24 protein-coding genes and 2 tRNA genes are annotated in these 24353 nt (G+C 37.1%); all 26 read right to left on the bottom strand.

Annotated features, from left to right (window positions below):
- Positions 1–329: 329 nt before the first annotated feature.
- The 26 genes from lysS to spoVT all read right to left on the bottom strand — a co-directional run bounded on the left by lysS (position 330) and on the right by spoVT (position 24277).
- Entirely contained in the window at positions 330–1823 is a 1494-nt protein-coding gene (lysS, locus tag V7183_RS07750) for a lysine--tRNA ligase (protein ID WP_097897727.1), read from the bottom strand.
- 163 nt (positions 1824–1986) lie between these two features.
- Positions 1987–2985: a tRNA dihydrouridine synthase DusB gene (dusB, locus tag V7183_RS07745; RefSeq protein WP_097897728.1), complete on the bottom strand. Its 999-nt coding sequence runs from the start codon at positions 2983–2985 to the stop codon at positions 1987–1989.
- A 23-nt stretch (positions 2986–3008) separates the two neighbouring features.
- A complete protein-coding gene (locus V7183_RS07740) occupies positions 3009–3212 on the bottom strand; it encodes a helix-turn-helix domain-containing protein (RefSeq protein WP_002009706.1) in 204 nt (67 codons plus the stop codon).
- Positions 3164–3679, bottom strand: a complete 516-nt coding sequence (folK, locus tag V7183_RS07735; RefSeq protein WP_097897729.1) for a 2-amino-4-hydroxy-6-hydroxymethyldihydropteridine diphosphokinase — start codon at positions 3677–3679, stop codon at positions 3164–3166. The genes V7183_RS07740 and folK overlap by 49 nt, the downstream gene beginning before the upstream one ends.
- Positions 3676–4038, bottom strand: a complete 363-nt coding sequence (folB, locus tag V7183_RS07730; protein ID WP_097897730.1) for a dihydroneopterin aldolase — start codon at positions 4036–4038, stop codon at positions 3676–3678. Before folB ends, folK begins: the two co-directional genes overlap by 4 nt.
- Positions 4039–4899 carry a dihydropteroate synthase gene (gene folP, locus V7183_RS07725; RefSeq protein ID WP_141523162.1) on the bottom strand — a complete coding sequence of 287 codons (861 nt, stop codon included), beginning with the start codon at positions 4897–4899 and terminating at the stop codon, positions 4039–4041. It abuts the gene before it with no gap.
- Entirely contained in the window at positions 4874–5746 is an 873-nt protein-coding gene (pabC, locus tag V7183_RS07720; RefSeq protein WP_335359116.1) for an aminodeoxychorismate lyase, read from the bottom strand. The genes folP and pabC overlap by 26 nt, the downstream gene beginning before the upstream one ends.
- Positions 5740–6327 (bottom strand): aminodeoxychorismate/anthranilate synthase component II, encoded by a 588-nt coding sequence (pabA, locus tag V7183_RS07715; RefSeq protein ID WP_097897732.1) that lies wholly within the window; start codon positions 6325–6327, stop codon positions 5740–5742. Before pabA ends, pabC begins: the two co-directional genes overlap by 7 nt.
- 5 nt (positions 6328–6332) lie before the next feature.
- Positions 6333–7730, bottom strand: a complete 1398-nt coding sequence (trpE, locus tag V7183_RS07710) for an anthranilate synthase component I (protein WP_097897733.1) — start codon at positions 7728–7730, stop codon at positions 6333–6335.
- 222 nt (positions 7731–7952) lie between these two features.
- Complete coding sequence (gene cysK / locus V7183_RS07705; RefSeq protein WP_097897734.1) at positions 7953–8876, bottom strand: cysteine synthase A; 924 nt, start codon at positions 8874–8876, stop codon at positions 7953–7955.
- A gap of 119 nt (positions 8877–8995) precedes the next feature.
- On the bottom strand, positions 8996–9871 hold the full coding sequence (gene hslO, locus V7183_RS07700) for a redox-regulated molecular chaperone HslO (protein ID WP_097897735.1): 876 nt from the start codon (positions 9869–9871) through the stop codon (positions 8996–8998).
- Between the two features lie 6 nt (positions 9872–9877).
- Positions 9878–10666 (bottom strand): type III pantothenate kinase, encoded by a 789-nt coding sequence (locus V7183_RS07695; protein WP_097897736.1) that lies wholly within the window; start codon positions 10664–10666, stop codon positions 9878–9880.
- A gap of 216 nt (positions 10667–10882) precedes the next feature.
- The gene (ftsH, locus tag V7183_RS07690) at positions 10883–12802 is read right to left on the bottom strand and encodes an ATP-dependent zinc metalloprotease FtsH (protein ID WP_097897737.1); all 1920 of its coding nucleotides are present in this window, start codon (positions 12800–12802) and stop codon (positions 10883–10885) included.
- A gap of 85 nt (positions 12803–12887) precedes the next feature.
- Complete coding sequence (gene hpt / locus V7183_RS07685; protein WP_000981837.1) at positions 12888–13430, bottom strand: hypoxanthine phosphoribosyltransferase; 543 nt, start codon at positions 13428–13430, stop codon at positions 12888–12890.
- On the bottom strand, positions 13427–14857 hold the full coding sequence (gene tilS, locus V7183_RS07680) for a tRNA lysidine(34) synthetase TilS (protein ID WP_335359115.1): 1431 nt from the start codon (positions 14855–14857) through the stop codon (positions 13427–13429). Before tilS ends, hpt begins: the two co-directional genes overlap by 4 nt.
- Before the next feature lie 217 nt (positions 14858–15074).
- Positions 15075–17549: a stage II sporulation protein E gene (gene spoIIE / locus V7183_RS07675; protein ID WP_141523163.1), complete on the bottom strand. Its 2475-nt coding sequence runs from the start codon at positions 17547–17549 to the stop codon at positions 15075–15077.
- 262 nt (positions 17550–17811) lie between these two features.
- Positions 17812–17883 (bottom strand) — tRNA-Glu (locus tag V7183_RS07670).
- A 13-nt stretch (positions 17884–17896) separates the two neighbouring features.
- Positions 17897–17970 (bottom strand) — tRNA-Met (locus V7183_RS07665).
- 171 nt (positions 17971–18141) lie between these two features.
- Entirely contained in the window at positions 18142–18627 is a 486-nt protein-coding gene (locus tag V7183_RS07660) for a S1 domain-containing RNA-binding protein (protein ID WP_097897739.1), read from the bottom strand.
- Positions 18628–18714: 87 nt separating this feature from the next.
- Positions 18715–19074: a cell division protein DivIC gene (divIC, locus tag V7183_RS07655; protein ID WP_097897740.1), complete on the bottom strand. Its 360-nt coding sequence runs from the start codon at positions 19072–19074 to the stop codon at positions 18715–18717.
- Positions 19071–19724, bottom strand: coding sequence for a spore cortex biosynthesis protein YabQ (gene yabQ / locus V7183_RS07650; RefSeq protein ID WP_097897741.1), 654 nt, complete (start codon positions 19722–19724; stop codon positions 19071–19073). Before yabQ ends, divIC begins: the two co-directional genes overlap by 4 nt.
- Positions 19721–20008: a sporulation protein YabP gene (yabP, locus tag V7183_RS07645; protein WP_373605252.1), complete on the bottom strand. Its 288-nt coding sequence runs from the start codon at positions 20006–20008 to the stop codon at positions 19721–19723. Before yabP ends, yabQ begins: the two co-directional genes overlap by 4 nt.
- A 79-nt stretch (positions 20009–20087) precedes the next feature.
- Positions 20088–20363, bottom strand: a complete 276-nt coding sequence (locus tag V7183_RS07640; RefSeq protein ID WP_335359114.1) for an RNA-binding S4 domain-containing protein — start codon at positions 20361–20363, stop codon at positions 20088–20090.
- A 12-nt stretch (positions 20364–20375) separates the two neighbouring features.
- Positions 20376–21839 (bottom strand): nucleoside triphosphate pyrophosphohydrolase, encoded by a 1464-nt coding sequence (gene mazG / locus V7183_RS07635; protein WP_335359113.1) that lies wholly within the window; start codon positions 21837–21839, stop codon positions 20376–20378.
- A gap of 12 nt (positions 21840–21851) precedes the next feature.
- Positions 21852–23450 (bottom strand): putative polysaccharide biosynthesis protein, encoded by a 1599-nt coding sequence (locus V7183_RS07630; protein ID WP_097897745.1) that lies wholly within the window; start codon positions 23448–23450, stop codon positions 21852–21854.
- A 290-nt stretch (positions 23451–23740) separates the two neighbouring features.
- Positions 23741–24277: a stage V sporulation protein T gene (gene spoVT, locus V7183_RS07625; RefSeq protein ID WP_097897746.1), complete on the bottom strand. Its 537-nt coding sequence runs from the start codon at positions 24275–24277 to the stop codon at positions 23741–23743.
- Positions 24278–24353 lie beyond the last annotated feature (76 nt).

Raw genomic sequence — 24353 nt, 5'->3', positions numbered from 1 at the left:
TTCAGAGAACTCGTTTGTCACCGGAGCGACTTTACTAATATAACATTTCGTTATATTTTCGTCAACAACTTTTTTTATTTAAAAAGTTGTTTTTCATTTGTTTCTTGCGTTGCCTTTCGTGACAACGAATATAAATATACCAGCTAATTTATTAAAATGCAATAGTTTTTTTACAAAATTTTTAACCTAGTAAAAAAGTATAAAAACAGTATCAATCTCCTATATAAAGATACCTTCCTTCTATATAATAATGAGCAATTCTAAATTCACCATATACAAACACAGAGTAACAAAAAGAAAAGCTTTGGAGAAATCTCCAAAGCTTAGTCTTACTTATGACGCATTGCTGGGAATAACAGTACGTCACGAATAGATGGTGCATTTGTTAATAGCATAACAAGGCGATCAATACCAATCCCTAATCCACCTGTAGGAGGCATACCATACTCAAGAGCTTCGATATAATCATCGTCCATCATATGAGCTTCATCATTACCTTGTTCACGCTCTTTTAATTGAGCCTCAAAACGTTCTTTTTGATCGATCGGATCATTTAATTCTGTGAATGCATTTGCATGCTCACGAGCAACAATGAATAATTCGAAACGGTCTGTAAATCGTGGATCTTCATCATTCTTTTTCGCAAGTGGAGAAATTTCCACTGGGTGACCATAGATAAATGTAGGTTGAATTAATTTTTCTTCTACTTTTTGTTCGAAGAATTCATTAATAATATGACCAACTTCCATTGTATCTTTAATTTCCACACCATGTTCTTTCGCTAATGCACGTGCTTCCTCCACGCTCATCGGGCTCCAGAAATCTGCTCCAGAATATTGTTTAATTGCGTCTACCATATGAAGACGTGTCCATTCTGGCTCTAAATTAATTTCTTGCTCACCGTACTGAATTGTTGTCGTACCTAGTACTTGTTTTGCGATATGAGCAATCATATTTTCTGTTAGTTTCATAATATCTTTATAGTCAGCATACGCTTCATATAATTCAATCATTGTAAATTCAGGGTTATGACGTGTTGATACACCTTCATTACGGAATACACGGCCGATTTCGTATACTTTCTCTAAACCACCTACAATAAGGCGCTTTAAGTGTAACTCAATCGCAATACGCATATATAATTCCATATCTAACGCATTATGATGTGTAATGAATGGACGAGCAGATGCCCCACCAGCAATCGCATGCATCATTGGTGTTTCTACTTCAAGGTAACCATTGTCATCTAAGTATCTTCTCATTTCGCGAATGATTTTACTACGAGTAACGAATGTTTCACGGCTCTCCATACTCGTGATTAAATCTAGGTAACGTTGACGGTAACGCTGTTCAACGTCTTTCAATCCATGGTATTTATCTGGAAGTGGACGAAGAGATTTCGTTAATAGTGTAAATCCTGTTGCTTTTACTGAAAGCTCTCCTACATTTGTTTTGAAAACTTTCCCTTCAATCCCTACTAAGTCACCTAAGTCAGCTGTCTTAAACAATTCATATTGCTCATCTCCAACAGCATCTTTACGAACATAGATTTGAACTTGTCCATGTAAGTCTTGGATATGCGCAAAACCAGCTTTCCCTTTACCGCGTTTCGTCATAATACGACCAGCGATAGAAACAGAGATTTCTTTCTCTTCTAATTCTTCTTTAGAGAATTCTTCATACAAGCTTAGTAATTCTTTCGTTGAATTTGTACGTTCAAAACGTTTACCAAACGGATCGATACCTTGTTCACGTAAGCTATGTAACTTCTCGCGACGAACAAGCAATTGGTCGTTTAATTCTTCGTGGTTCATGTTATCCATGGTATTGATATCACTCCAGCTCTATTAAATTTTACAATATATACAGTATATCATTTTCTACCCAACTAGAAAAACTGCCAGCAAGTAACTGGCAGTTCTTCTTTCTTTCACGTAATTATAGGAAGTGAACGAGAGAATGTCAATCATCCCCTCTCACTTCCTCTTAACCAACATGAATTGTTTTTTGTTTCGCTTCTACTTCTTCTACAAATGCACCTAATAAAGAAGCAAGGTCTTGACGTGTATTAGAAGTATTAATCGCATTACGTACTCCCGCATTACCACGAACACCTTTTAAGTACCAAGCTGCATGCTTTCTCATTTCTCTCACTGCAATATCTTCGTTCTTTAAATCAATAAGGCGATCTAAGTGCAGCATACATACATCAATTTTCTCACGCACTGTCGGTTCTGGCATTAATTCTCCTGTTTCTAAATACTTTACCGTACGATAAATCATCCATGGATTACCAAGAGCTGCACGGCCAATCATAACACCATCTACACCAACTTCATCAAGCATACGTTTTGCATCTTGAGGAGTTTCTACGTCACCATTTCCGATAACCGGGATATTTACAGATTGTTTTACTTGTTTAATAATATCCCAATCCGCTTTCCCTTCATACATCTGTACACGTGTACGTCCATGAACCGCTACCGCCTGGCCTCCTGCACGTTCAACAGCTCTAGCGTTTTCAATTGCAAAAATGTGGTCTTCATCCCAGCCGATACGCATTTTAACTGTAACTGGCTTTTCAACAGCATCCACGACTGCCGCAACCATTTCATATACTTTATTTGGATCTAAAAGCCATTTCGCCCCCGCATCACACTTTGTAATCTTCGGAACTGGGCAACCCATATTAATATCAATAATATCCGCTGTTGTATTCTTATCTACATATTTCGCAGCACCAACAAGCGTTTCTTTCTCACCGCCAAAAATTTGTAAACTTAGCGGTTTCTCTCTCTCATCGATATATAACATATCTAATGTTTTTTGGTTATTAAATAAAATCGCCTTATCACTTACCATTTCAGCACATACTAGACCTGCACCAAATTCCTTTACCGTTAAACGGAATGCAGAATTACACACTCCTGCCATCGGTGCTAGTACAACTGGATTCTTCATCTCAATGTTTGCAATCTTTAACACTTGACTATCACCTTCCTTTATCCTCACTTTGGCATTAATTCGTCTATTGAAACATTTAATGTCTTCGCAACTTCTACAACGAAATCTTGAGAAGGTGATCTATTTCCTCTCTCAACTTCTCCTAAAACCGATACAGATACCCCTAATTCTTTCGCAAAACCTTCCTGCGTATAACCTTTTAACTTCCGAAAAGCACGAATGCGTCTTCCCCATTTTTCTGCTTCCATACCGTTACTCCCTCTCGCCTTTTCATTTCTTCTACTTGTGAACGTGAAATGTTTTGTTTTATATCTTGATTAATCTCTAACAACGGAACGATAACAAAAGCTCTTTCAAACATCCGCGGATGCGGAACAATAAGATTCTCTGCTTCAATATTTTCTTGATTATAGAGTAAAATGTCAAGGTCAATGGTTCGTGGCCCCCACCTAATTCCCCTTTTTCTTCCTAAGTCAACCTCAACGTTTTGCGTTACTTTCAATAATTCTTGCGGCAATAAATTGGTAGAAATTTTTATAACTAGATTTAAAAAACGATTTTGATCTGTATACCCAACTGGATCCGTTTCATATACGGAAGAAACATCCTCAACCTGAATATGAGAATTGTTATTTAACAACTCAATTGCTTGAGTTAAATAAGTATAACGATCACCGATATTTGATCCTAGTGCAACGTACGCTATATTTTTCATGGTCGCTCTCTCGTGATTTCTACCGCTACAGCACGATAATGTCCTGGTATCGGCGGATCTGGCTTAATAACCTTTACTGTACAACGCGAAATACTTACATACTGCTTTAATATGTTTGCAGCTATATTTTCCGCAATACTTTCTACCAGTTTATATGTTTGATCCTCCACAACTTGTCGGCACAGTTCAAAAAGCTCTCCATAGTTTACGGAATGCTCCAAGTTGTCACTCTCACCCGCTGGCTTCAAATCTAGCTCTACCGTCAAATCTACCTTAAATCGTTGCCCTAGTTTATTCTCTTCTGGAAATACCCCATGATAACCGTAAAACTCCATGTCATGGATATAAATTTTATCCAATCACTTTACCCCCTTACCGAGCATCGCGTCCATCATCTTCGCCATACGCGCCATTTCTTTTACGTCATGAACACGTATCATTTCACAGCCTTTTTCAATCCCAAGACAAATTGACGCCCCTGTCCCCTCTACACGTTCCTCTACCGGTAAATCTAAAACATGACCGATAAATGATTTTCTTGAAGTTGCAAGAAGAACCGGATATCCTAATACATTTAGTTGTTCTAAATTACGCATCGCTTCTAAATTTTGTTCAGGTGTCTTTGCAAAGCCAATACCTGGGTCTAAAATAATATTTTCATCACGTACACCTGCGTCTTTTGCAATTTTAACACTCTCATATAAATCCGCAATCATATCAGCCATCAAATTGCGATAATTTGTATTGTCACGATTATGCATTAAAATAATCGGTACATTATAATGTGCCGCAACTTCTGCAATCTTCGGTTCCGCCTTCGCTCCCCAAACATCATTAATAATATGAGCCCCCGCTTCAATTGCTTGCTTTGCAACTTCCGCTTTATACGTATCAATAGAAATAGGCAGTTTCACCTCTCTTGAAACCGCTTGAATCATCGGAATTACACGCTCTAACTCCTCTTCTACCGAAACTTTCGCAAAGCCAGGACGAGTCGATTCACCGCCAATATCAATGATATCAGCCCCACTACTTGCCATTTCTTTCGCATGACGAACAGCTGTTTCTACCTCGTTATAGTTTCCACCATCCGAGAATGAATCTGGCGTCACATTCAAAATCCCCATAATTAATGTTTTCTCATTTAAATTTAATGTATATTCGCCGCAGCGCAAATCATAATTCCACTTCAAACTATATATCTCCTCTCTGCAATTCATTTCGGCTCCAAAGATTTTCTCTATGCATTTCATATACATGCATTAGTTCCCTTGTAACCTTACCCTCTTTACCCGGGAAATCTCTTCCTTCAATATGACGAAGCGGGACAATTTCTTGAACAGAATTTGTTACAAACACTTCATCTGCCGAAAGCAACTCACCTTTCGTAAAGAAGCCTTCCTTCACTTGTATATTTAACATTTCAGCAATCCTTATAATAAAAGCACGAGTGATCCCGTTTAAAATTCCCGTTTCAAGCGATGGTGTATATAAAATACTCTCTTTCACAAAAAAGAGATTCGAAACAATCCCCTCAGCTACATAACCTGCTTGAGTAAAGAAAATCCCTTCTTTACTCACAACATTTCCAATTTCACGTTTTCCTAAAATGTTATTTAAATAATGATGGGACTTTAAACGAAAGGCTCCTTCCGGCGTATTCCGAGCTTGATTCAAAATAACGCCTTCCTTTTCTACCACTGCACCTGAAGCAGCTAATGGTTTTATAAATACAATAACAGACGGCTCTTCGTATACCCCTGTTTGTAAGCCTATTTCATCTATACCAGCCGATACATTGAAGCGAACATACGCATGGTCGAGCCCATTCCTTTCGAGTAGTTCCTGCAAAATACGAAGCACATCATCTTTCGTCAGCTTCCACTCAATTTGCAATGCAGAAAGAGCATCCATTAAACGTTCATAATGATCATCTAATAAAAATGGATGACCATTATAAATACGGAATGTCTCGAAAACCCCCAGTCCATATAAATATCCATGATCATAAGGAGAGATTTTTGCCTCACTAGCTTCTACATACGTACCATTCACATAAATTAACATGATGATACACTCGGGCTGTAACTCCGAATAAAGTTTTGTAATAATTCTTTCCCATGTGAAGTCATAATGGATTCTGGATGAAACTGTACTCCTTCGATTGGCAATGTTTTATGACGTAGTGCCATAATCTCTCCTTCTTCTGTCCAAGATGTCACTTCTAAACATTCCGGCAATGTTTCTTTTTTGACAATAAGAGAATGGTAACGCGTTGCTGTAAATGGATTTGGAATTTCCGAGAAAATTGTTTTTCCATCATGATACATTGGCGATGTTTTTCCATGCATTAAACGTTCTGCACGAACAACATCACCTCCAAATACTTGCGCAATGGATTGATGACCTAGGCACACGCCAAAAATAGGAATCTTCCCTGCGAAATATTTAATAACATCCATACTTATACCAGCTTCATTCGGACTACAAGGCCCTGGTGAAATCATTAAAAAATCTGGTTTCATTTGTTCAATATCTGAAATTGTAATTTCATCATTACGTTTAACAACAAGCTCTTGTCCAAGTTCTCCAAGAAACTGCACTAAATTAAATGTAAAAGAATCATAATTATCAATCATCAATATCATTTCTCTCACCTAACCGTTTCTTCGCTGCTTTCTTTTGCACGCCATAAGGCAATTGCTTTTTTCAACGACTCTTTATACTCATTTTCCGGATTTGAATCAATTACAATTCCTGCTCCAGCCTGTACATATGCTTGACCGTCTTTTGCAAGTAGCGTCCGAATTACAATATTTAATTCCATATCCCCTGAATAGCCAATCCATCCAATTGATCCTGTATAGATACCACGCCTTACTGGTTCCAGTTCCTCTATAATTTCCATCGTGCGAATTTTCGGGGCACCTGTGATTGTCCCACCAGGAAATACTGCTCTCACTAAATCGAAAGCATCCTTATTTTCTCGGACCTCACCGCGAACATTTGAAACGATATGCATAACATGCGAGTATTTTTCAATTACCATGAATTCATCCACTTCAACAGTTCCATACTTACAAACTCGTCCTAAATCATTTCGTTCTAAATCAACGAGCATCACATGTTCTGCTCGTTCCTTTTCATTTTCAATCAGCTCTTTCGCTAAACTTTCATCTTCTTGTTCATTTTTCCCACGAGAACGCGTCCCTGCAATCGGTCTAGTACTTACTTGGCTTCCTTGTTTTTTAATTAATAATTCTGGCGAGCCGCTAACAATTTGAAAATCTCCAAGTTCTAAATATCCCATATATGGTGATGGATTAATTTCACGAAGGTTCGTATAAATTTCAAACGGATGTGTTTGTAATGTTTTCTCCTGCCTTGTAGACAGGTTTACTTGAAACACATCTCCGGCCCCAATGTATTCTTGAATACGCTGAACAGCTTTCATAAATCCTTCTTCTGTAAAAGCTACCGCTTCATTTCTATTTTCAGGACATTCAAATGGTATTTTAACTTCAGGAGCTTCCTTCATCCAAAGACTCTTCCATTCATTTAAACGCCTTTCTGCGTCTTCACGTTCATCTATATAATGTGTAATAATCCATAGTACTTTCTCTTGTTGATCATACACAAACACGTCATCAAATAATAAAAAGAATATATCAGGTATATCCACATCATCCTCCGCGAAGGAAGGAAGCTTCTCAATATAACGTATACAGTCATAACTAAAATACCCGATTGCACCACCTTGAAATGGCGGATAATCTGGATTATGATTCGTTTCCCATCGTTCCATATACGTTTGCATTAAGTCTAATGGATTTCCTCGTTTTATTGTTTCCTTACCGCTCTCACTTATATATAACGTTTCATTCTTCCCCTGAATCACCGCTACAGGATCGAGCCCCGCGATACTATAGCGACCTCCACGTCCACTTTCTAACAAAATATGTTGATTCTTATTCTGAGAAAGAAACTTATACTGCTTAAAAAAATCTAAATGATATGGAATAGAAAGCGCTAAAGATTTTCTTTGCTGCATATCAACACCCCGTCTTCTTTTATCCCACTCCCTTAGACTAATCATCCTAAATCATAGATGGTTAGTATGAAATAATTGTCCTTGAGAGCTTGTGAAAATAATTTAACTTTACTACTATTTATTTTACATGAAGTTTTCTAGTCATTCACTCTTTTCCTATTTTCAAACGAAAAAAGAACAAGCATCCCTTTTTCAGAAATGCTTGTTCTCGAACATATGAGATTATGATTCAAATTGATAAAGTGGTGTACTTAAATAACGTTCACCATTACTCGGGATAATAACAAGTACCTTTTTCCCTTTACCTAATTTTTTTGCCACTTCTGTCGCAGCATAAATAACGGCGCCTGAAGAGATACCAACTAAAATCCCTTCTTCACAAGCTACTTTTCTTGCATATTCAAACGCTTGCTCTGTTTTCACTTGAATGATTTCATCATATATTTCTACATCCAATGTCTCAGGAACAAATCCTGCCCCAATACCTTGGATCTTATGTGGACCTGGTTTTCCGCCAGATAACACTGGAGAATCCGCAGGTTCTACCGCATAAATTTTAATGTCTTTATATGTTTCTTTTAACACCTCACCAGCGCCCGTAATCGTTCCACCAGTACCGATACCAGCGATAAATGCATCTAATTGATCACCCATTTGTTCAACAATTTCTGGCCCTGTTGTTAAGCGATGAATTTCTGGGTTCGCCGGATTTTGGAATTGTTGCGGTATAAAGTAACCATGCTCTTTTGCTAATTCAGTTGCTTTACGAATTGCACCGCCCATTCCTTCAGCCCCTGGAGTCAATACTAATTCAGCGCCATAAGCACGCAATAAATTACGACGTTCAATACTCATCGTTTCTGGCATTACTAGAATTGCTTTATATCCTTTTGCAGCTGCTACCATCGCCAAACCAATCCCTGTGTTACCACTTGTTGGTTCAATGATTGTATCGCCTTCTTTTAATAACCCTTTTTGCTCAGCAGCTTCGATCATTGCTAATGCAATACGATCTTTTACGCTACTTCCAGGATTCATAAATTCTAATTTTAAGTATATATCTGCGCTGTCTTGTTCTACGATGCGGTTCAACTTAACGATCGGCGTTTTCCCGATTAATTCTGAAACTGACTGTGCCACTCGCATTCCTGTCACTCCTAACACCGAGTATTTTTATTGGTTTTATCTATATTTCGATTTTGTCAGAAAATTCCTTGTTTGTCAATCTATTTGGATGATTGATTAACCATTACTAATGGTTATTATTACAGGCCTTCAATTAGGTTTGTAATATCTTCTTTAGAAAACTTATATCGTTCATTACAGAAATGACAATGCACTTCTGTTTCATCTTCTTCCTCACGAACTTGTTCCAATTCTTTTTTACCTAGACTAATTAACACACTTTCGATGCGCTCGCGTGAACATGTACAATTGAATTGAACATCCATCGTTTCTAACACTTTCACTTTGTCTTCCCCTAGTACTTCATATAGCAATTCTTCTGGTGAAAGACCTTGTTCAATTAATTTTGAAACCGGTGGGATTTTTTGTAGACGTTCTTCAATATATGAAATGGTCTCTTCCTGTGCCCCTGGCATAATTTGCAGAATAAATCCACCAGCTGCCAATATACTGTCATCCCCATTCACAAGGACACCAACCCCAACAGAAGAAGGTGTTTGCTCAGAAACAGCAAAATAATACGTAAAGTCTTCTCCTAATTCTCCCGAAACAATTGGGGACTGCCCGATAAACGGTTCACGCATACCAATGTCTTTAATTACTGTTAAAAACCCTTCTGTACCCACTGCCTGATATACACGTAATTTCCCCTGCTCCGTCGCTTCAAAATCAACATGCGGATTTGTTACATACCCACGCACATCCCCATTTGCATGAGCATCCACTAAGATTGGACCAAGCGGACCATTACCTTCTACCTTAATTGTTAGTTTCTGATCACCTTTTAACATAGCTCCCATCATTGCACCAGCTGTTAACGAACGGCCAAGTGCTGCAGAAGCAGTTCTCCACGTATCATGACGTCTTTGCGCTTCACTTACTGTATTTGTTGTACGCACACTATACGCACGAACTTCTCCATCAAACGCTAACGCTTTTACTAAATAATCTTTCATACTGATTTATTCACCCTTCTCATGTTGTAAATTTGCATTACGTTCATATAGCATATGCAAACCTTTTAATGTTAAGAATGGATCCACAATATCAATTACATTAGATTCTTCTGCAATTAACTTCGCTAATCCACCAGTTGCAATAACTGTCGGTTCTTGTTTAGCTTCTTCTTTCATGCGCTTCACAATACCTTCCACTTGCCCAACATATCCATAAAGAATGCCTGCTTGCATTGCACTTACTGTATTTTTCCCAACAATACTACTTGGTTTTGTAATTTCAATACGAGGAAGCTTTGCAGCCCTACTGTATAAAGCTTCTGCTGAAATCATAATACCTGGTGTAATTACACCGCCCATATAATGCTTATCCTCATTAATATAGCAATATGTAGTAGCTGTACCAAAATCAACAATAATAAGCGGACTTCCATATAATTGAATACCAGCTACAGCATTTACAATACGGTCCGCCCCAACTTCACGTGGATTTTCGTATTTAATATTTAAACCCGTTTTTATTCCTGGCCCTACTACAAGGGGCTTAATTTTGAAGTACTTTTCACACATGCGCTCTAAAGCAAACATAATTGGCGGTACAACCGAAGAAACAATAATCCCTTTCACATCCTGAAAAGAAAGACCTTCATGCTCAAGTAATTGTTTCACTAACATACCGTATTCATCTTCCGTTTTATGACGATCTGTTTCCATACGCCAATGCTGGCGAAGCTTCCCCTCTTCGAACACACCAAGCACCGCATTTGTATTCCCTACATCCAATACAAAAATCATATTCTCACCACTTATCTTATTTAATCTATATTTGTGCAATATGTACAAAACTTATAATGCCATCATATCATACATACCTATATAATCAGGTTTTCCATCTTTATCATTTTACAAAAAGATTGTTCACTATTTCAATTTTTAATGCAAGGAGAATGCAAATTTATATCACATACAAGTGCACAAGTCCTTCAACATAGAAAAAAGGAGTGACTATTGTCACTCCTTTGTTTCTTCCTTATCCTCTGCGTTTTCATCATCTTTTTTCATTGTGATGTTCACTTTCACATCACCTTCAGAAGATTTTTTACGCTCAGGTAAAGTTCCATGCTCATATAAATGATTGATTTGCTCTGCATCTAACGTTTCTACTTCAAGTAACGTTTTTGCGATAATGTCGAGCTTATCTCGTTTTTCAGTAAGAATTTGTTTTGCACGAGCATAACATTCTTTCATAATGTTTTGCATTTCTACATCAATGTCATGTGCAATTGCATCACTGTAGTTTTGCTCTGAATGGAAGTCTCTTCCTAAGAACACTTGACCTCCTTGTGAGCTACCAAATTGCATTGGACCAAGTTTGTCACTCATACCAAACTCCGTTACCATGCGTCTAGCGATACCAGTCGCACGTTGGAAGTCATTATGAGCTCCTGTACTTACTTCTCCAAATACAATTTCCTCAGCTACGCGGCCGCCAAGTAAGCCAGTGATTTTATCAAGCAATTCTGGTTTCGTCATGAAGTAACGGTCTTCTTTTGGAAGCATTACTGCATACCCGCCAGCTTGCCCACGAGGGACAATTGTTACTTTATGAACGATATCGGCCTCATCGAGGACAACACCAATTACAGTGTGGCCTGCTTCATGGAATGCAACGATATTACGTTCTTTTTCAGAAATAACACGACTCTTCTTAGCAGGACCTGCAATAACACGATCCGTCGCTTCATCGATATCAGACATGTCAATTTTCTTCTTATCTTGACGCGCAGCTACTAGCGCAGCTTCATTTAATAAGTTTTCAAGATCTGCACCAGAGAATCCTGGTGTACGAGTTGCAATTGCTCGTAAGTTAATATCCTCATCGAGCGGCTTATTACGAGCGTGGACTTTCAGTACTGCTTCACGTCCATTTACATCTGGACGATCCACTGTAATCTGACGGTCAAAACGTCCCGGACGTAATAACGCTGGGTCAAGGATATCAGGACGGTTTGTTGCAGCGATGATAATAATACCTTCGTTTGCACCGAATCCATCCATTTCAACAAGAAGTTGGTTCAGCGTTTGCTCACGCTCATCGTGACCACCACCAAGGCCTGCGCCACGTTGACGACCCACTGCGTCAATTTCATCAATGAAAATGATACAAGGAGCATTTTTCTTCGCATTTTCAAATAGATCACGTACACGGGAAGCACCGACACCGACAAACATCTCTACGAAATCAGAACCACTAATAGAGAAGAACGGAACGCCTGCTTCACCTGCAACAGCACGTGCAAGTAATGTTTTACCTGTACCTGGAGGTCCAACTAATAGGACACCCTTCGGAATACGGGCACCAACTTCAGCAAACTTACGAGGGTCTTTTAAGAATTCAACTACCTCAACAAGTTCTTGTTTCTCTTCGTCTGCTCCAGCTACATCTCTGAAGCGTACTTTTTTCTTTTCATCATTGTATAACTTCGCCTTACTTTTCCCAAAGTTCATAACACGGCTACCACCGCCCTGCGCTTGGTTCATTAAGAAGAAGAATAAAATGAAGATAATGACAAACGGAATGATAGAAGTAAAGAATGTTACCCAAGCACTTGTTTCCTCTGCTGGTTGGTACTTCACCTCTACGCCTTGCGCTTTATCATTAATTTTCTTTTGTAATTCTTCAGTATTTGGTGCATAAGTAACAAATTGTTCATCCTTACTAGCAGTACTGAATTGTCCCTTTACTTCAAACACACCATTTTTCGGTTGAAGCTGCACATTGTGCACTTCACCTTTTTCAAGTTTAGTAATGAATTTATCGTAGCTAACTGATGTCGTTTTTTGCGTCGAACCATTAAAATAGCTCACGATTCCAATTACTACTAAGAATATCAGTAAATAAAAGATGGTATTACGGAAGATACGATTCATTCCTAACCTCCTCTCACGGCATAAACACTATAGTAAATCGTAACATAAAAAAACTTTCCTATACAATTATAACGCCTGTATTTAATTAATTTGAGTAAACGCTTGGTTTTAATACTCCTACATAAGGAAGGTTACGGTATTGTTCCTTATAATCTAAACCATATCCTACAACAAATTCATGAGGAACAGTGAATCCAACATAATCTGCTTTTAGGTCTACTTTTCGACCAGTTGGCTTATCTAGTAGTGTAACAATTTTTACAGATTTCGCTTTACGATATTTAAACAGGTCTACTAAGTAGCTTAATGTAAGACCACTATCAATAATATCCTCAACGATTAAAATATCACGACCTTCTACAGAAGTATCAAGGTCTTTTAAAATCTTTACCTCACCTGTTGAAACTGTAGAATGACCATAGCTAGACACAGCCATAAAATCCATTTCAAGATATGTATCTGTTCTCTTTAATAAGTCTGCCATAAATGGCATTGCACCTTTTAATACACCAATTGCAAGAGGTACTGTATTTTTGTAATCCTCTGCAATGATTGCACCTAGCTCGTGCACCTTTTCTTGTATTTGCTCTTCAGAAATTAATACTTTTTCGATATCTTGATTCATCATTTCATTATCCTCCCGGAAGACTCCTTGCTTTTGTAGTGAATAATCATATATTTATCCTTATTTGCTGTTTCTTGCGAAATAGCAAATGCAGATCGTTTCAACAAGGGAACCCAAATAATATTTCCACTTGCATCACAAACAATCGGCCACTCTTCTCTTTTTTCTTTTGGCACTTTTGCTTCGATAAAAATAGCTTTTATCTTTTTCGTACCACTCATACCTTGTATTGACATGCGATCTCCATTTTCCCGAGAGCGAATAAGAAGAGGATATGATATATCATTATACTTAGCAACAAATACCGTTTCATTCATGTTACTTGGTATCTCCTCATTTATTTCTGCTATAATCTTATCTCCATTCGCTAATGTAACTGCTCCTGGCACTGATAAAACTTGCGAAAAAGGGAAAACAATTTCTTGCTTAAATCGGAAACTACATTCTTCATATGTACGAACAATTTTCAAACCTTCAGGGAAATCAAGTGAACCTGATGGCTGTGTTCGTTTAAAAAATGCAATTACTTTGTCAATATGTATAGAAGAAAGCGAAGACGGAATCTTATATTCATAAAGATAGTTTAATATTAGTTGAATCCCTCTCCTTTGTAAAGGCATAGACATGGATTCAAAGGCAGGAATTGATAAGACGATATGTTTGTTACTTTTTTTTGTAATTACTTTATTCATCTTTTCAAAAGCTAATTCCTGCAAATATGCCTCATCCTCTTGCATAAGCATACTAAATTTTTGAAATCGCTCATGCACATGCGGATTTTCCTCTTTTAAATAAGGAAGAACATATTTGCGTAATCGATTCCTCGTATATATTTCTTTTTCGTTACTCGGATCCATACGCGGTATGATTCCTAAGCTATTGCAGTAATTAACAATCTCTTCCTTTGTTACCGCCAATAACGGCCTAATTAAATATCCATTATGAAAAGGACGCTTCACAGCAATTCCCGCATATCCTTTCGGAGTGCTTCCTCGTACAAGACGCATCAAAATCGTCTCTACTTGATCATCTCCATGATGTCCAAGAGCTACATACGGTGCATCATATTTCTTCATTATTCTTTCCAAAAAGGCATATCGGCATTCTCTAGCAGCCACCTGTGCATTCATTCCATATTGCTGTTGATATTGCGATACATTAATTCTTATTGTTTCGCAAATAACCCCAATCTCCTGGCAAAGATTTTCTACAAATCGTAAGTCTTCATAGGATTCATCTCCTCTAAACATATGATCCACATGTGCGACTACAATTTTCAATTTCTTCTCTTCCCTTTTCTCTAATAAATAATATAAAAGGGCTAAAGAGTCAGGGCCGCCAGAAACTCCTACAACAATTGTCGAATGTTCCTCTAATACATCATGCTGCTTTACAAAATCATCTACTTTTTCAACAAATGTATCTTTCAACTTTGCAATCACCTTTCGTTAAAACCAAACAATAACATAATTTACCTTGCTTATAATGGTACAACTTTTACAAACTTTGTGCAAAAAAAAGGTGTACAAAATTCACATTTTATCTTACATCTCTCCCTATATCTTCATAGGAAGAACGAAACTGCTTCTCTCCATAGAAAAAAAGGCCTAGGAATTACCCTAAGCCTCAGAAATTACGTTAACACTTTTATTGTGCTTGCATACCTACAATTGGAATTGTAGCCCATTTTGGCATATTCTTCTTTACCTTCGCAACGACAATAGTCATATCATCATTGATATATCCATCACCAGAACGAATGACCTCTTCCATAATAATGTCGGCAATTTCTTGTGGATTATCTGTTTGTAGTTCCTTAATTTTACGTTTCATCCACAATTCATGATTTTCTACATGCTGTGCTCCTTCAAAAATCCCATCGCTCATCATAATTAAAATATCCCCTGTTTTTAACTGTTCACCCACAACATCCACTTCAACATCCTCAATAATTCCCATTGGCAAATTACTTGCTTCTATTTTTATAATATTATTTCCGCGTTTTACAAAGCTTGGTGTTGAACCAACCTTCAAAAACTTCGCACTTGCATCCCGTAAATCTACCATAGCTAAATCAAGTGTTGTAAACATTTCTTCTGTCGTTCTCAGAGAAAGAATTGAATTAATAGATTTAATCGCTATCTCTTCATCAATACCGGACTGTAATATTTTTTGCAGTAATTTTACCGTCTCTTTGCTTTCCATATGTGCTCTCTGCCCATTTCCCATCCCATCACTAATTGCAAGAGCATACTTTCCAACACTTAAATCCATCATCGCATATGAATCTCCTGATACAAATCCGCCTCCCTTTGCGGCTGTAGCAAGTCCTGTATCAAGAGAAAACGTTTTTGCAGATCCAAACGATATCATACTATGACCATTCGGATAAGCAGATCGTTCCTCATGTTTCACAACAATATTTTCTTTTAAAATGTCTGAAAGCATTGGCGCGACTAATTTATCACATTCCCCATGCTCATTAGATACTGCTGGAATCATCATTTCAATATCAATATTCCCTCTATCTAAGCAATAAATATCAACGTGCTCAACCTCAACCCCAAAATCCCGGAACGCTTGTAAAATTCGTTCTTCCTGCACTTGGTGATTTTCTCGTTCACGCTGAATTTCTTTTGCGAAATCCTCCATTACTTTCGAAACGCCTAATAATTGTTCCGCAACAATTCTACGATTCTCTCTCATTTGTTTTCGTAATTTTTGCCCTTCATAGAAGTGATCCAATTCGCCAGCTACTAAATCCGTCACTTTTTTCCCTCTGACACAGTGTTTATCCCATTCACGAACCAACTTACGATTATGCTGAAGTGTCCCTTCTTCTGTCTCATTCATAATTTGTTTCATATAGTCATATGTTTTATCAAAGTTCACTACCCAGCATTGATCTTTCTTGAAGCATGTTTGGCATGTCTTCGCTGTAATTGTACTTAAAAATAAATCTGCTTCTGTTTCTCTATCCTCCTCCTCTACATATCCATACACTGAAAAGCTATTAGATAATGCAGAAAATACATTTGCAAACTGATTAATTTTATTTGCTGTAACATCACGCATTCTTCGTAAGTATTGTTGTTGATCATGCGAATGCTCTTGTGTCCCTGGCATAAATTTAGCAATTCGATCCATAATGACCTTTGGTGTTAATAGAAAGAAAATGATTGCCACACCAGATTCGATTAAAGTTATGACGATGCTAGCTTGTTTATCTACATACAACGTAATTAAGCTTGTACCAATCAATAAACCTAAGCTTACCCCAATTCGCTTTCCCTCTTTTAACAATCCACCAAGCAATCCTGAAAAAGCTAATAAGCTAAGTTGAGATAAACTTGCCACATTGGCTAAACTCAATATTAATCCAGTCACAACCCCCACTGTCGAACCAGTAGCTGCCCCTGCGACAAAAGCAAATAATAATACTAAATATCTAGTGAAAATATGTTGAATAGACGCGTCGTAAACAAACCAATCTGTTGTACCAGTTAGTACAGACGCTAGTAATATAATTAAACAAACGATTTCTTCGGTTTCTAATGCTTGCTGTTTCCCTTTTCTTTCTGTTAACAGCGGTACACTTTGTAAAAAAATCATTGTTAATACAAAGCTAAGTCCCGCTTCAATTGTACTTACGAGTAGGTCATACATAGTGACGGTTTGCTGTGCAAAATAAACAACAACAAGATGTGCGGTTAACGCGGAGATAAATACTTGAAATGGTACGAGTCCAACAGTTTTACGTGTGAACCGACTAAAGAAGATATTATAAATGAAGAAAGTAAAGATAGATGCAAAAGTAAAAAGTAAATTGTCTATCGAAACAGAAAGTGCACCACCCATGAGGGCAAGAAATGCAAGCGGCATTTTATCCCGCTTCATTACATAAACGGCAGCAAAAAATGGTAATGCAAACGGTAAAATATTCGTTAATATATATGCTCGTCCCAAAAGAAAACCGATTACAACGATAACAAATCCCCATCTAAAGAAAACATGCTCCAACTTCGCCTTCAATTTGCTTGTCCGCTTTATTGTTCTTAGCTGTCCATCTCCCATCGCTAACGTAGTACCTGTATTCATTGTATTCCTTCCTGCTTTAGGCATATTTTTAACACCACCTGCATAGTTTAATTACTGTCATTATAAAAGATAATTATTGGGATTTTTGTCAAAACAACAGGCATCGCCCTTAGAATCGTTCGACTTTTTATTCAAAATAAACCTATATATATACAAGTTATCAAGAAAACGCAAGTTATGTAGATGGAATATTCGGAAAACACAGGATGTTTTTGTAGAAATATTGTATGTATTTATAATTACTTAATAAAAAAAGATCATGCATGTATGCATGATCTTTTTTAGATGACCCGTACGGGATTCGAACCCGTGTTACCGCCGTGAAAGGGCGGTGTCTTAACCACTTGACCAACGGGCCATTAAATAAAATATAGCGGCGGAGGGGATCGAACCCCCGACCTCACGGGTATGAACCGTACGCTCTAGCCAGCTGAGCTACACCGCCATGTCGTCGTATTTAACGGACAATTAGTATCTTATATCAAATTCAATTTAAAGTCAACATATTTCAAAAAAGTTTTTTATTCTTTTTTAAAATATATTTATTCACATAAAAAAGCACCCTGAGTAGCTTACTCTGGGCACCTCTCTATATGTTAAGAATAAAACGTTCGTTTTATCCGCGACGAGCGCCACGGCCACCACGTTTAGATTCTGTATTACGCTTTAAAGAAGTCAAACGATCTTCACTATCTTTTAAAAAGCGTGCCATTTTTTGCTCAAACGTTTCTTTTTGATTGCCGCCGTTATCACGGCCACCACGGTTATCTTTGTTAAAAGAACGATTACGTTGTGGACGTCCAGAACGTTGTTGGTCACCACCACGTTGGTATTCACCGCGTGGACGATCTCCTTCTGTTCTTTCACGTTCTTTCGCTTTTTTAATAGATAAACCAATTTTGCCATCTTTTTCAACATTAATAACTTTTACTTCTACTTGGTCGCCTACTTTTAAGTGATCGTTAATATCTTTCACATAATTATCAGCAACTTCACTAATATGAACAAGACCCGTTAAGCCTTCTGGCAGCTCCACAAAAGCCCCAAAATTTGTAATACCTGTTACTTTACCCTGTAACTTGCTGCCTACCTCGATTGACATAAAAAAAATGCTCCTCCTTAGTGGTTAAAAAGTCAAATTTTACTTTATTATATATAATCCTAAAATATAGTGTCAATAAGACATACTCTACTTAGAAACAGGAAAAATTATCTCCCCTTTTCCGGAGAAGAAATAATCCCTTCTAGCAATCTTTAAAACGTACTCTTCATCATTTAACTTTTGAACATCATCTTTTAGCTTTTTTTCTTTCTCCGTTAATGAATCCAATTCTTTTTTCATGTCCTTAACTTTTGCTTCTCTTACTTTAATATCATTATTTTGTTGATAAAACGTCACAATAATACTCACAATAATTGTAAAAGCAAAGACAAGAAAAACTGCTAAACGGCGATAAAGTCGTTTCCTGTTTTCATTCGTTTGTATTATATGTTCTTTGACAGGATTTGGATTCTGTTCTTCAATTAATCTTTGTTTCAGTTCCCTCATTTCCGAGGTCCCCCTAACTTCTTTTTTATACGCTCCCAAAATTGGAAGATATGCTCCTTCAATTTCTTTGCACGTTGCAGGAACCCCGCATGTCTCTTTATAAAAAGTGTAACACGGTTAGGGAGAAGTTTCCATATGAGCAAAGCAATAAATCGAACAGGCCAGAAAAAAACTTTCCATACGAAAAGTAATATCCAAATCAAACATTTCCATAATACATGTCCAATTGAAAGCATGATACGAAATAAAAATAATATAAATGCAATAACAAGCTGCGCTATAATAATAACAGGTTTTATCATAAGTAGCTGTATAATTCGAATAAAAAATCGAATCGCTTGTACAAAAACATAGATGAGAACATTTAGCATTTTCATGTACAATGATTTCAATAAGCTTTGATATGCCGCAAAACCACATAGTAAAGCCACAAATACATATACACGTAACTCCGCCTCGTTAACAAGCAATAATACATAAAAGACAAATAATGCTTGGACAATCCAAAATAGTATATCATGTATAAATACAACCCAACGTTTACGCTGCGTACGCTTTAAGAAACGTTGGTATGTATCTAAGGCTGCTCCAATCCAAGCACCCATTCCAATCATCGAAAGCATTGTATACAATTGGACTGTTAAACTCATTTAAATAACTTACTAAAGAAGCCTTTAGCTTTCTCCCCTTGATTCTCATCAATATAAAGTATTTCATGAATTTTTCCTTTAATCGATACAATGCCCTTTTCCACATCTAAATTTTTCATCTGTAAGTTTTGTCCACGAATCGTTAAAAAACCCATTACGGTTTCTAATAAGAATTCTTCACTATCAAAACTTTCTACTTGTTTTACACCCGTAATATCAATTACACGTCTGCCACGCATAATAATATCATGCTCTACAGAAACATTTTGCTGATTAGAAGACATAGCTGAGTAGCCATTATTCACGCAAATCCCCCCATAGCTTTATACTAGCTAATAGTAATGTATGAGGGGATGAAAAGATTTAGAACAAGCCTTCTTCAGCTTTTACCTTTTCCTCGCGAACGACAGTATACATATTAGCTGCGTCTTCTTTTTTTGTTGTTTCTTTTAATTCATTTACTTTAACAGTTACTACCTTCTGCCCAAAACGAATTGTTAATTCATCTTCCACTTTTACAACAGAACTTGCCTTTGCAGCTTGTCCATTAATTGAAATTCTCCCTTGATCAGCTACTTCTTTTGCCAATGTTCTTCGTTTAATTAAACGTGATACTTTCAAAAACTTATCTAAACGCATTTTATTTCCCCCTTATCGTTTCTCTGTCCGTTTTGCTTCCTCCCACAGAACGTCCATTTGTTCTAATGTTAATTCCTGCATTTCTTTATTCATTTCAGCTACTTTTGCTTCCATGTATAAAAAGCGACCCATAAATTTTTCATTTGTCATATGAAGCGCTTCTTCAGGATCCAATTTATAGTGGCGAGCTATATTCACAAAGGCGAATAATAAATCACCAAACTCGCCTAGCATTTTTTCTTTATCCATTTTCGCAACTTCTTGCTGGAATTCCTTCCACTCTTCTAATACTTTATCCATCATTGGTTGTACATCAACCCAATCAAAGCCAACTTTCCCAGCCTTTTTCTGAATTTCATGAGCACGCATTAATTGCGGTAAGCTTTTTGGAACTCCTGCTAGAACAGATTCTCTTGCATTCCCTTTTTCTTGCTTTTTAATCTCTTCCCAATTTGAAATAACTTCTTCTGCATTATCTACATCTATATCTCCAAATACATGTGGATGGCGGCGCACCATTTTTTCAGATAATGTTCGAATAATATCATCAATAGAGAACCATCCTTCATCCTCTCCAATTTGAGCATGGAGCATAACTTGTAATAATACATCACCGAGTTCTTCAATTAGATGATCATCATCTTCTTCATCAATTGCCTCTAGTACTTCATACGCTTCCTCAATTAAATATTTCTTTAAAGACTGGTGTGTTTGCTTTTTATCCCACGGGCAACCATTTGGTCCACGAAGCTCAGCGATAATTTCCCGAAGCACATCAAATTGCTGATATAAGGATGCACGTTCTACAACTGGCGGCACATACACACTCGTTAAGTTATTCAGTTCTGTTTCGTGATCCAACATATATAGTGGTACCTTTTTTACCTGTTCAAAAGATGTCCCCGCTGCTGTTACAATATACACCTCGTACTCGTCAGGTAACATTTCCATCAATGTTAATTTCACATCGGATGCAACGAACGCATCATATACTTGGCAAAAAATTAGATGTTGCCGTAATTCTAATTGCCCTCGTTCAAATGATGTAGCATCAATCAATTGAAATCCTTCGATTGGATCTATTTTCAAACTAGCAAACATTGGATCCAAGAAGCTTTGTCCACCTTCAATTCGAACTTCAACCTGTGCATCTTTTCCTTTTTGTAAAAGCAACTGAACAGTCCTTTCCGCAACAAGCGGATGACCTGGTACAGCATAAATGATGTCTGCATCTTGTGCTTTTTCTAGTAATGTATTTGCAATTGTTTCATATACAATCTCAAATGTATCATGCGCTTCATATACAGCATCAAAAGCAGTATATTTAATTCCTTCTTTTTCTAATTCTTCTATAACCGGATGTTCCTTTGTTCGTACATACATGTGAGTTGCTTCTTTTATTTTCCGGTATACACCCATTGTTAACTGATCTAACTCACCAGCACCTAATCCTAAAACAGTAATTACTCCACTCACAATCCTTCACCCCTATCCGCTCTTTTTTAAAGAGTCCTTTACTTTGTCTCGCTTCATAAAAGTTCCTAATTCTTCTTTTGTAAAAACATGCATTTTCAAAATCAAGAATACATATATTAAACCGCCAATCACTACACCTAATAGTGCCTCAACTGTCGCCATTCCTCTGTATCCTTCCTCAACTAATCCAACGCCTTCAGACATACGCATAAATATCATTAATATAAAAGTCATACCTAATCCACTGGCCATTACACCAAATATATTTTGTTTATAAATGATTGGTTCTCCTACAACTCGAATAAGTAGTGCACTATTTAAAAAAGCAATGCCCATAAGTGCGATTAAAGTTGCAATCGCTGCCCCTGTTACACCAAAATGTGGCATTAGCATATGATTTAGCAGCAATTTTAAGCAACCTCCAAATATAACAAACAGGGCTGGCTTCAATGCTTGTCCCAATCCTTGTAAAATAGAAGCCGTTGTAATAGATAATGAACTAAATAAAATGGAGATAGCTAATATAGCTAGCACACTTGATCCATCACTATTTTCAAACAACATAATATTTGTTGGCTTAATAATACAAGCTAATCCAAGTGCTGCTGCAGATCCAATTACAACTGTAATTTTCAACGCTAACTGCACCTTATCTCGAATAAACGAATGATCTCCTCTTTCTTTCGCTGCCGTAATAATAGGAATAAGCGAAAGTGAAAATGAAGTCGTTATAACTGTACCGAGTTGCATTAAAGGGATACTTCTATCATAAATACCTTTTAATACCTTTGCGGTTTCTGACTGTTCTCCTGCCTGAATAAGCAAAGTATAAAACGAAACTGAATCTGCCATTTGGATAAAAATTAATACTAAATTACTAACACAAATGGCTATCCCTTGCCAAAAAAGAACTCGAATTAGCTTTTTCTTATTTCTTATCCTTTTCCATCCTTGCAAGAAGATCGAACGAAAATCATGACGCATATACCATAAAAGCACAACGATACCAATAAACCCACCTGCAATCGATCCTAACATTGCTCCTGCACCAACCGTATATAAATCAAACTCGTGAGCTATAAGGAACATTGACAAAAATACAATGATTGAAACACGAATTGTTTGTTCGATCACCTGTGAAATAGCTGTTGGCATCATATTATTAAATCCTTGAAAATATCCTCTTGCTACAGATAAAAAAGGCATTAATAAAAATGAAAATGAAATAACCCGTAGCAACTTATCTAAATGCCCATCGCCCATGGCCGATGCAATCGTATGAGCACCAAAAAACAATATAAAAAAGCCTATACAACCGATACCTAATAAAAACCAAAAGGAAACACAAACAATCTCTTCCGCTTCTTTTGGCTTACCCTGCTCCAAACGTTCTGCCACCATTTTAGAAATAATAATCGGAAAGCCATAGGTAGCTAGAATTAAGCAAAATCCATAAAAGGGATAAATTTGTTGGTAAATATAAAACCCAACATCTCCTGCTATATTTTGATATGGAATACGGTAAAAAGCGCTTAATACCTTCGTAACAAAACTTGCAATTGTTAATATGATAGCCCCACGCCAAAAGGCCTGATATTTCTTCGCTTCCATACAAAAAAACTCCTTTTTCTATTCTCACCCCTCGTATTATATCACAAAGAAAAAAGCAGGATTCCATTTCACTGTATCCTGTTTTTTGCAGGCAGTATCCCTATCCATAAAAGCCTGATTTGTGGGGACTAACAATCAGTATGAATAAATCATTTCTTTGTTCAATGAAAAAAGGTAGCAAAGTGCTACCTTTTCACAAACATTAGTCCTATCTACAAATAAGAATCCCATTTTCTCATAAAAAAATATCATAACTAAGAAAGATTGCTACTTATAAAAACTCTATTCCTCTACTGCTCCATTTGCTTCGCTAAAAAGCTTGCTGCAGTATTTACCGCTTTATGTTCTACCTCGCTTATAATTGCATCTTTCGAAAAGATGATAACAGCTCCAATGGGGTCCCCATTTGCGACAATAGGACCGACCGTATAAGAGTTGACCTTTTCTGTTACTCCATCAATAATTGAAATTTCGCTTTCGTCTGTCATAATAACGGACTTCCGCTCTTCCATTGTCTTTTCAACTAAATCACCAACACTTTTATTTAAGTATTCTTTTTTAGATACTCCCGATACAGCGATAATGGAATCACGATCGCATACGAGTACATTATGCCCTAAGCTATCGTATAAAGCATCAGCATATTCTTTTGCGAAGTCACCTAATTCGCTAATTGGAGAATATTTTTTCAAAATCACTTCTCCATCGCGATCAACAAAAATTTCTAGTGGATCTCCTTCTCGAATACGTAAAGTTCTACGGATTTCTTTCGGAATTACCACCCTACCTAAATCATCAATTCGACGTACGATTCCAGTTGCTTTCATTCTAATGCTGCCTCACTTTCTACTGATGATGAAAGTGGTGAATTTACCTGTTCATGTAAAAATCACCAACTGTTAA

It is taken from the genome of Bacillus sp. JJ1127, assembly GCF_036965845.1.
Lineage (GTDB): Bacteria > Bacillota > Bacilli > Bacillales > Bacillaceae_G > Bacillus_A.
Note: the sequence above shows the minus strand (reverse complement) of the source record. Positions and strands in the feature narration are given on the sequence as shown.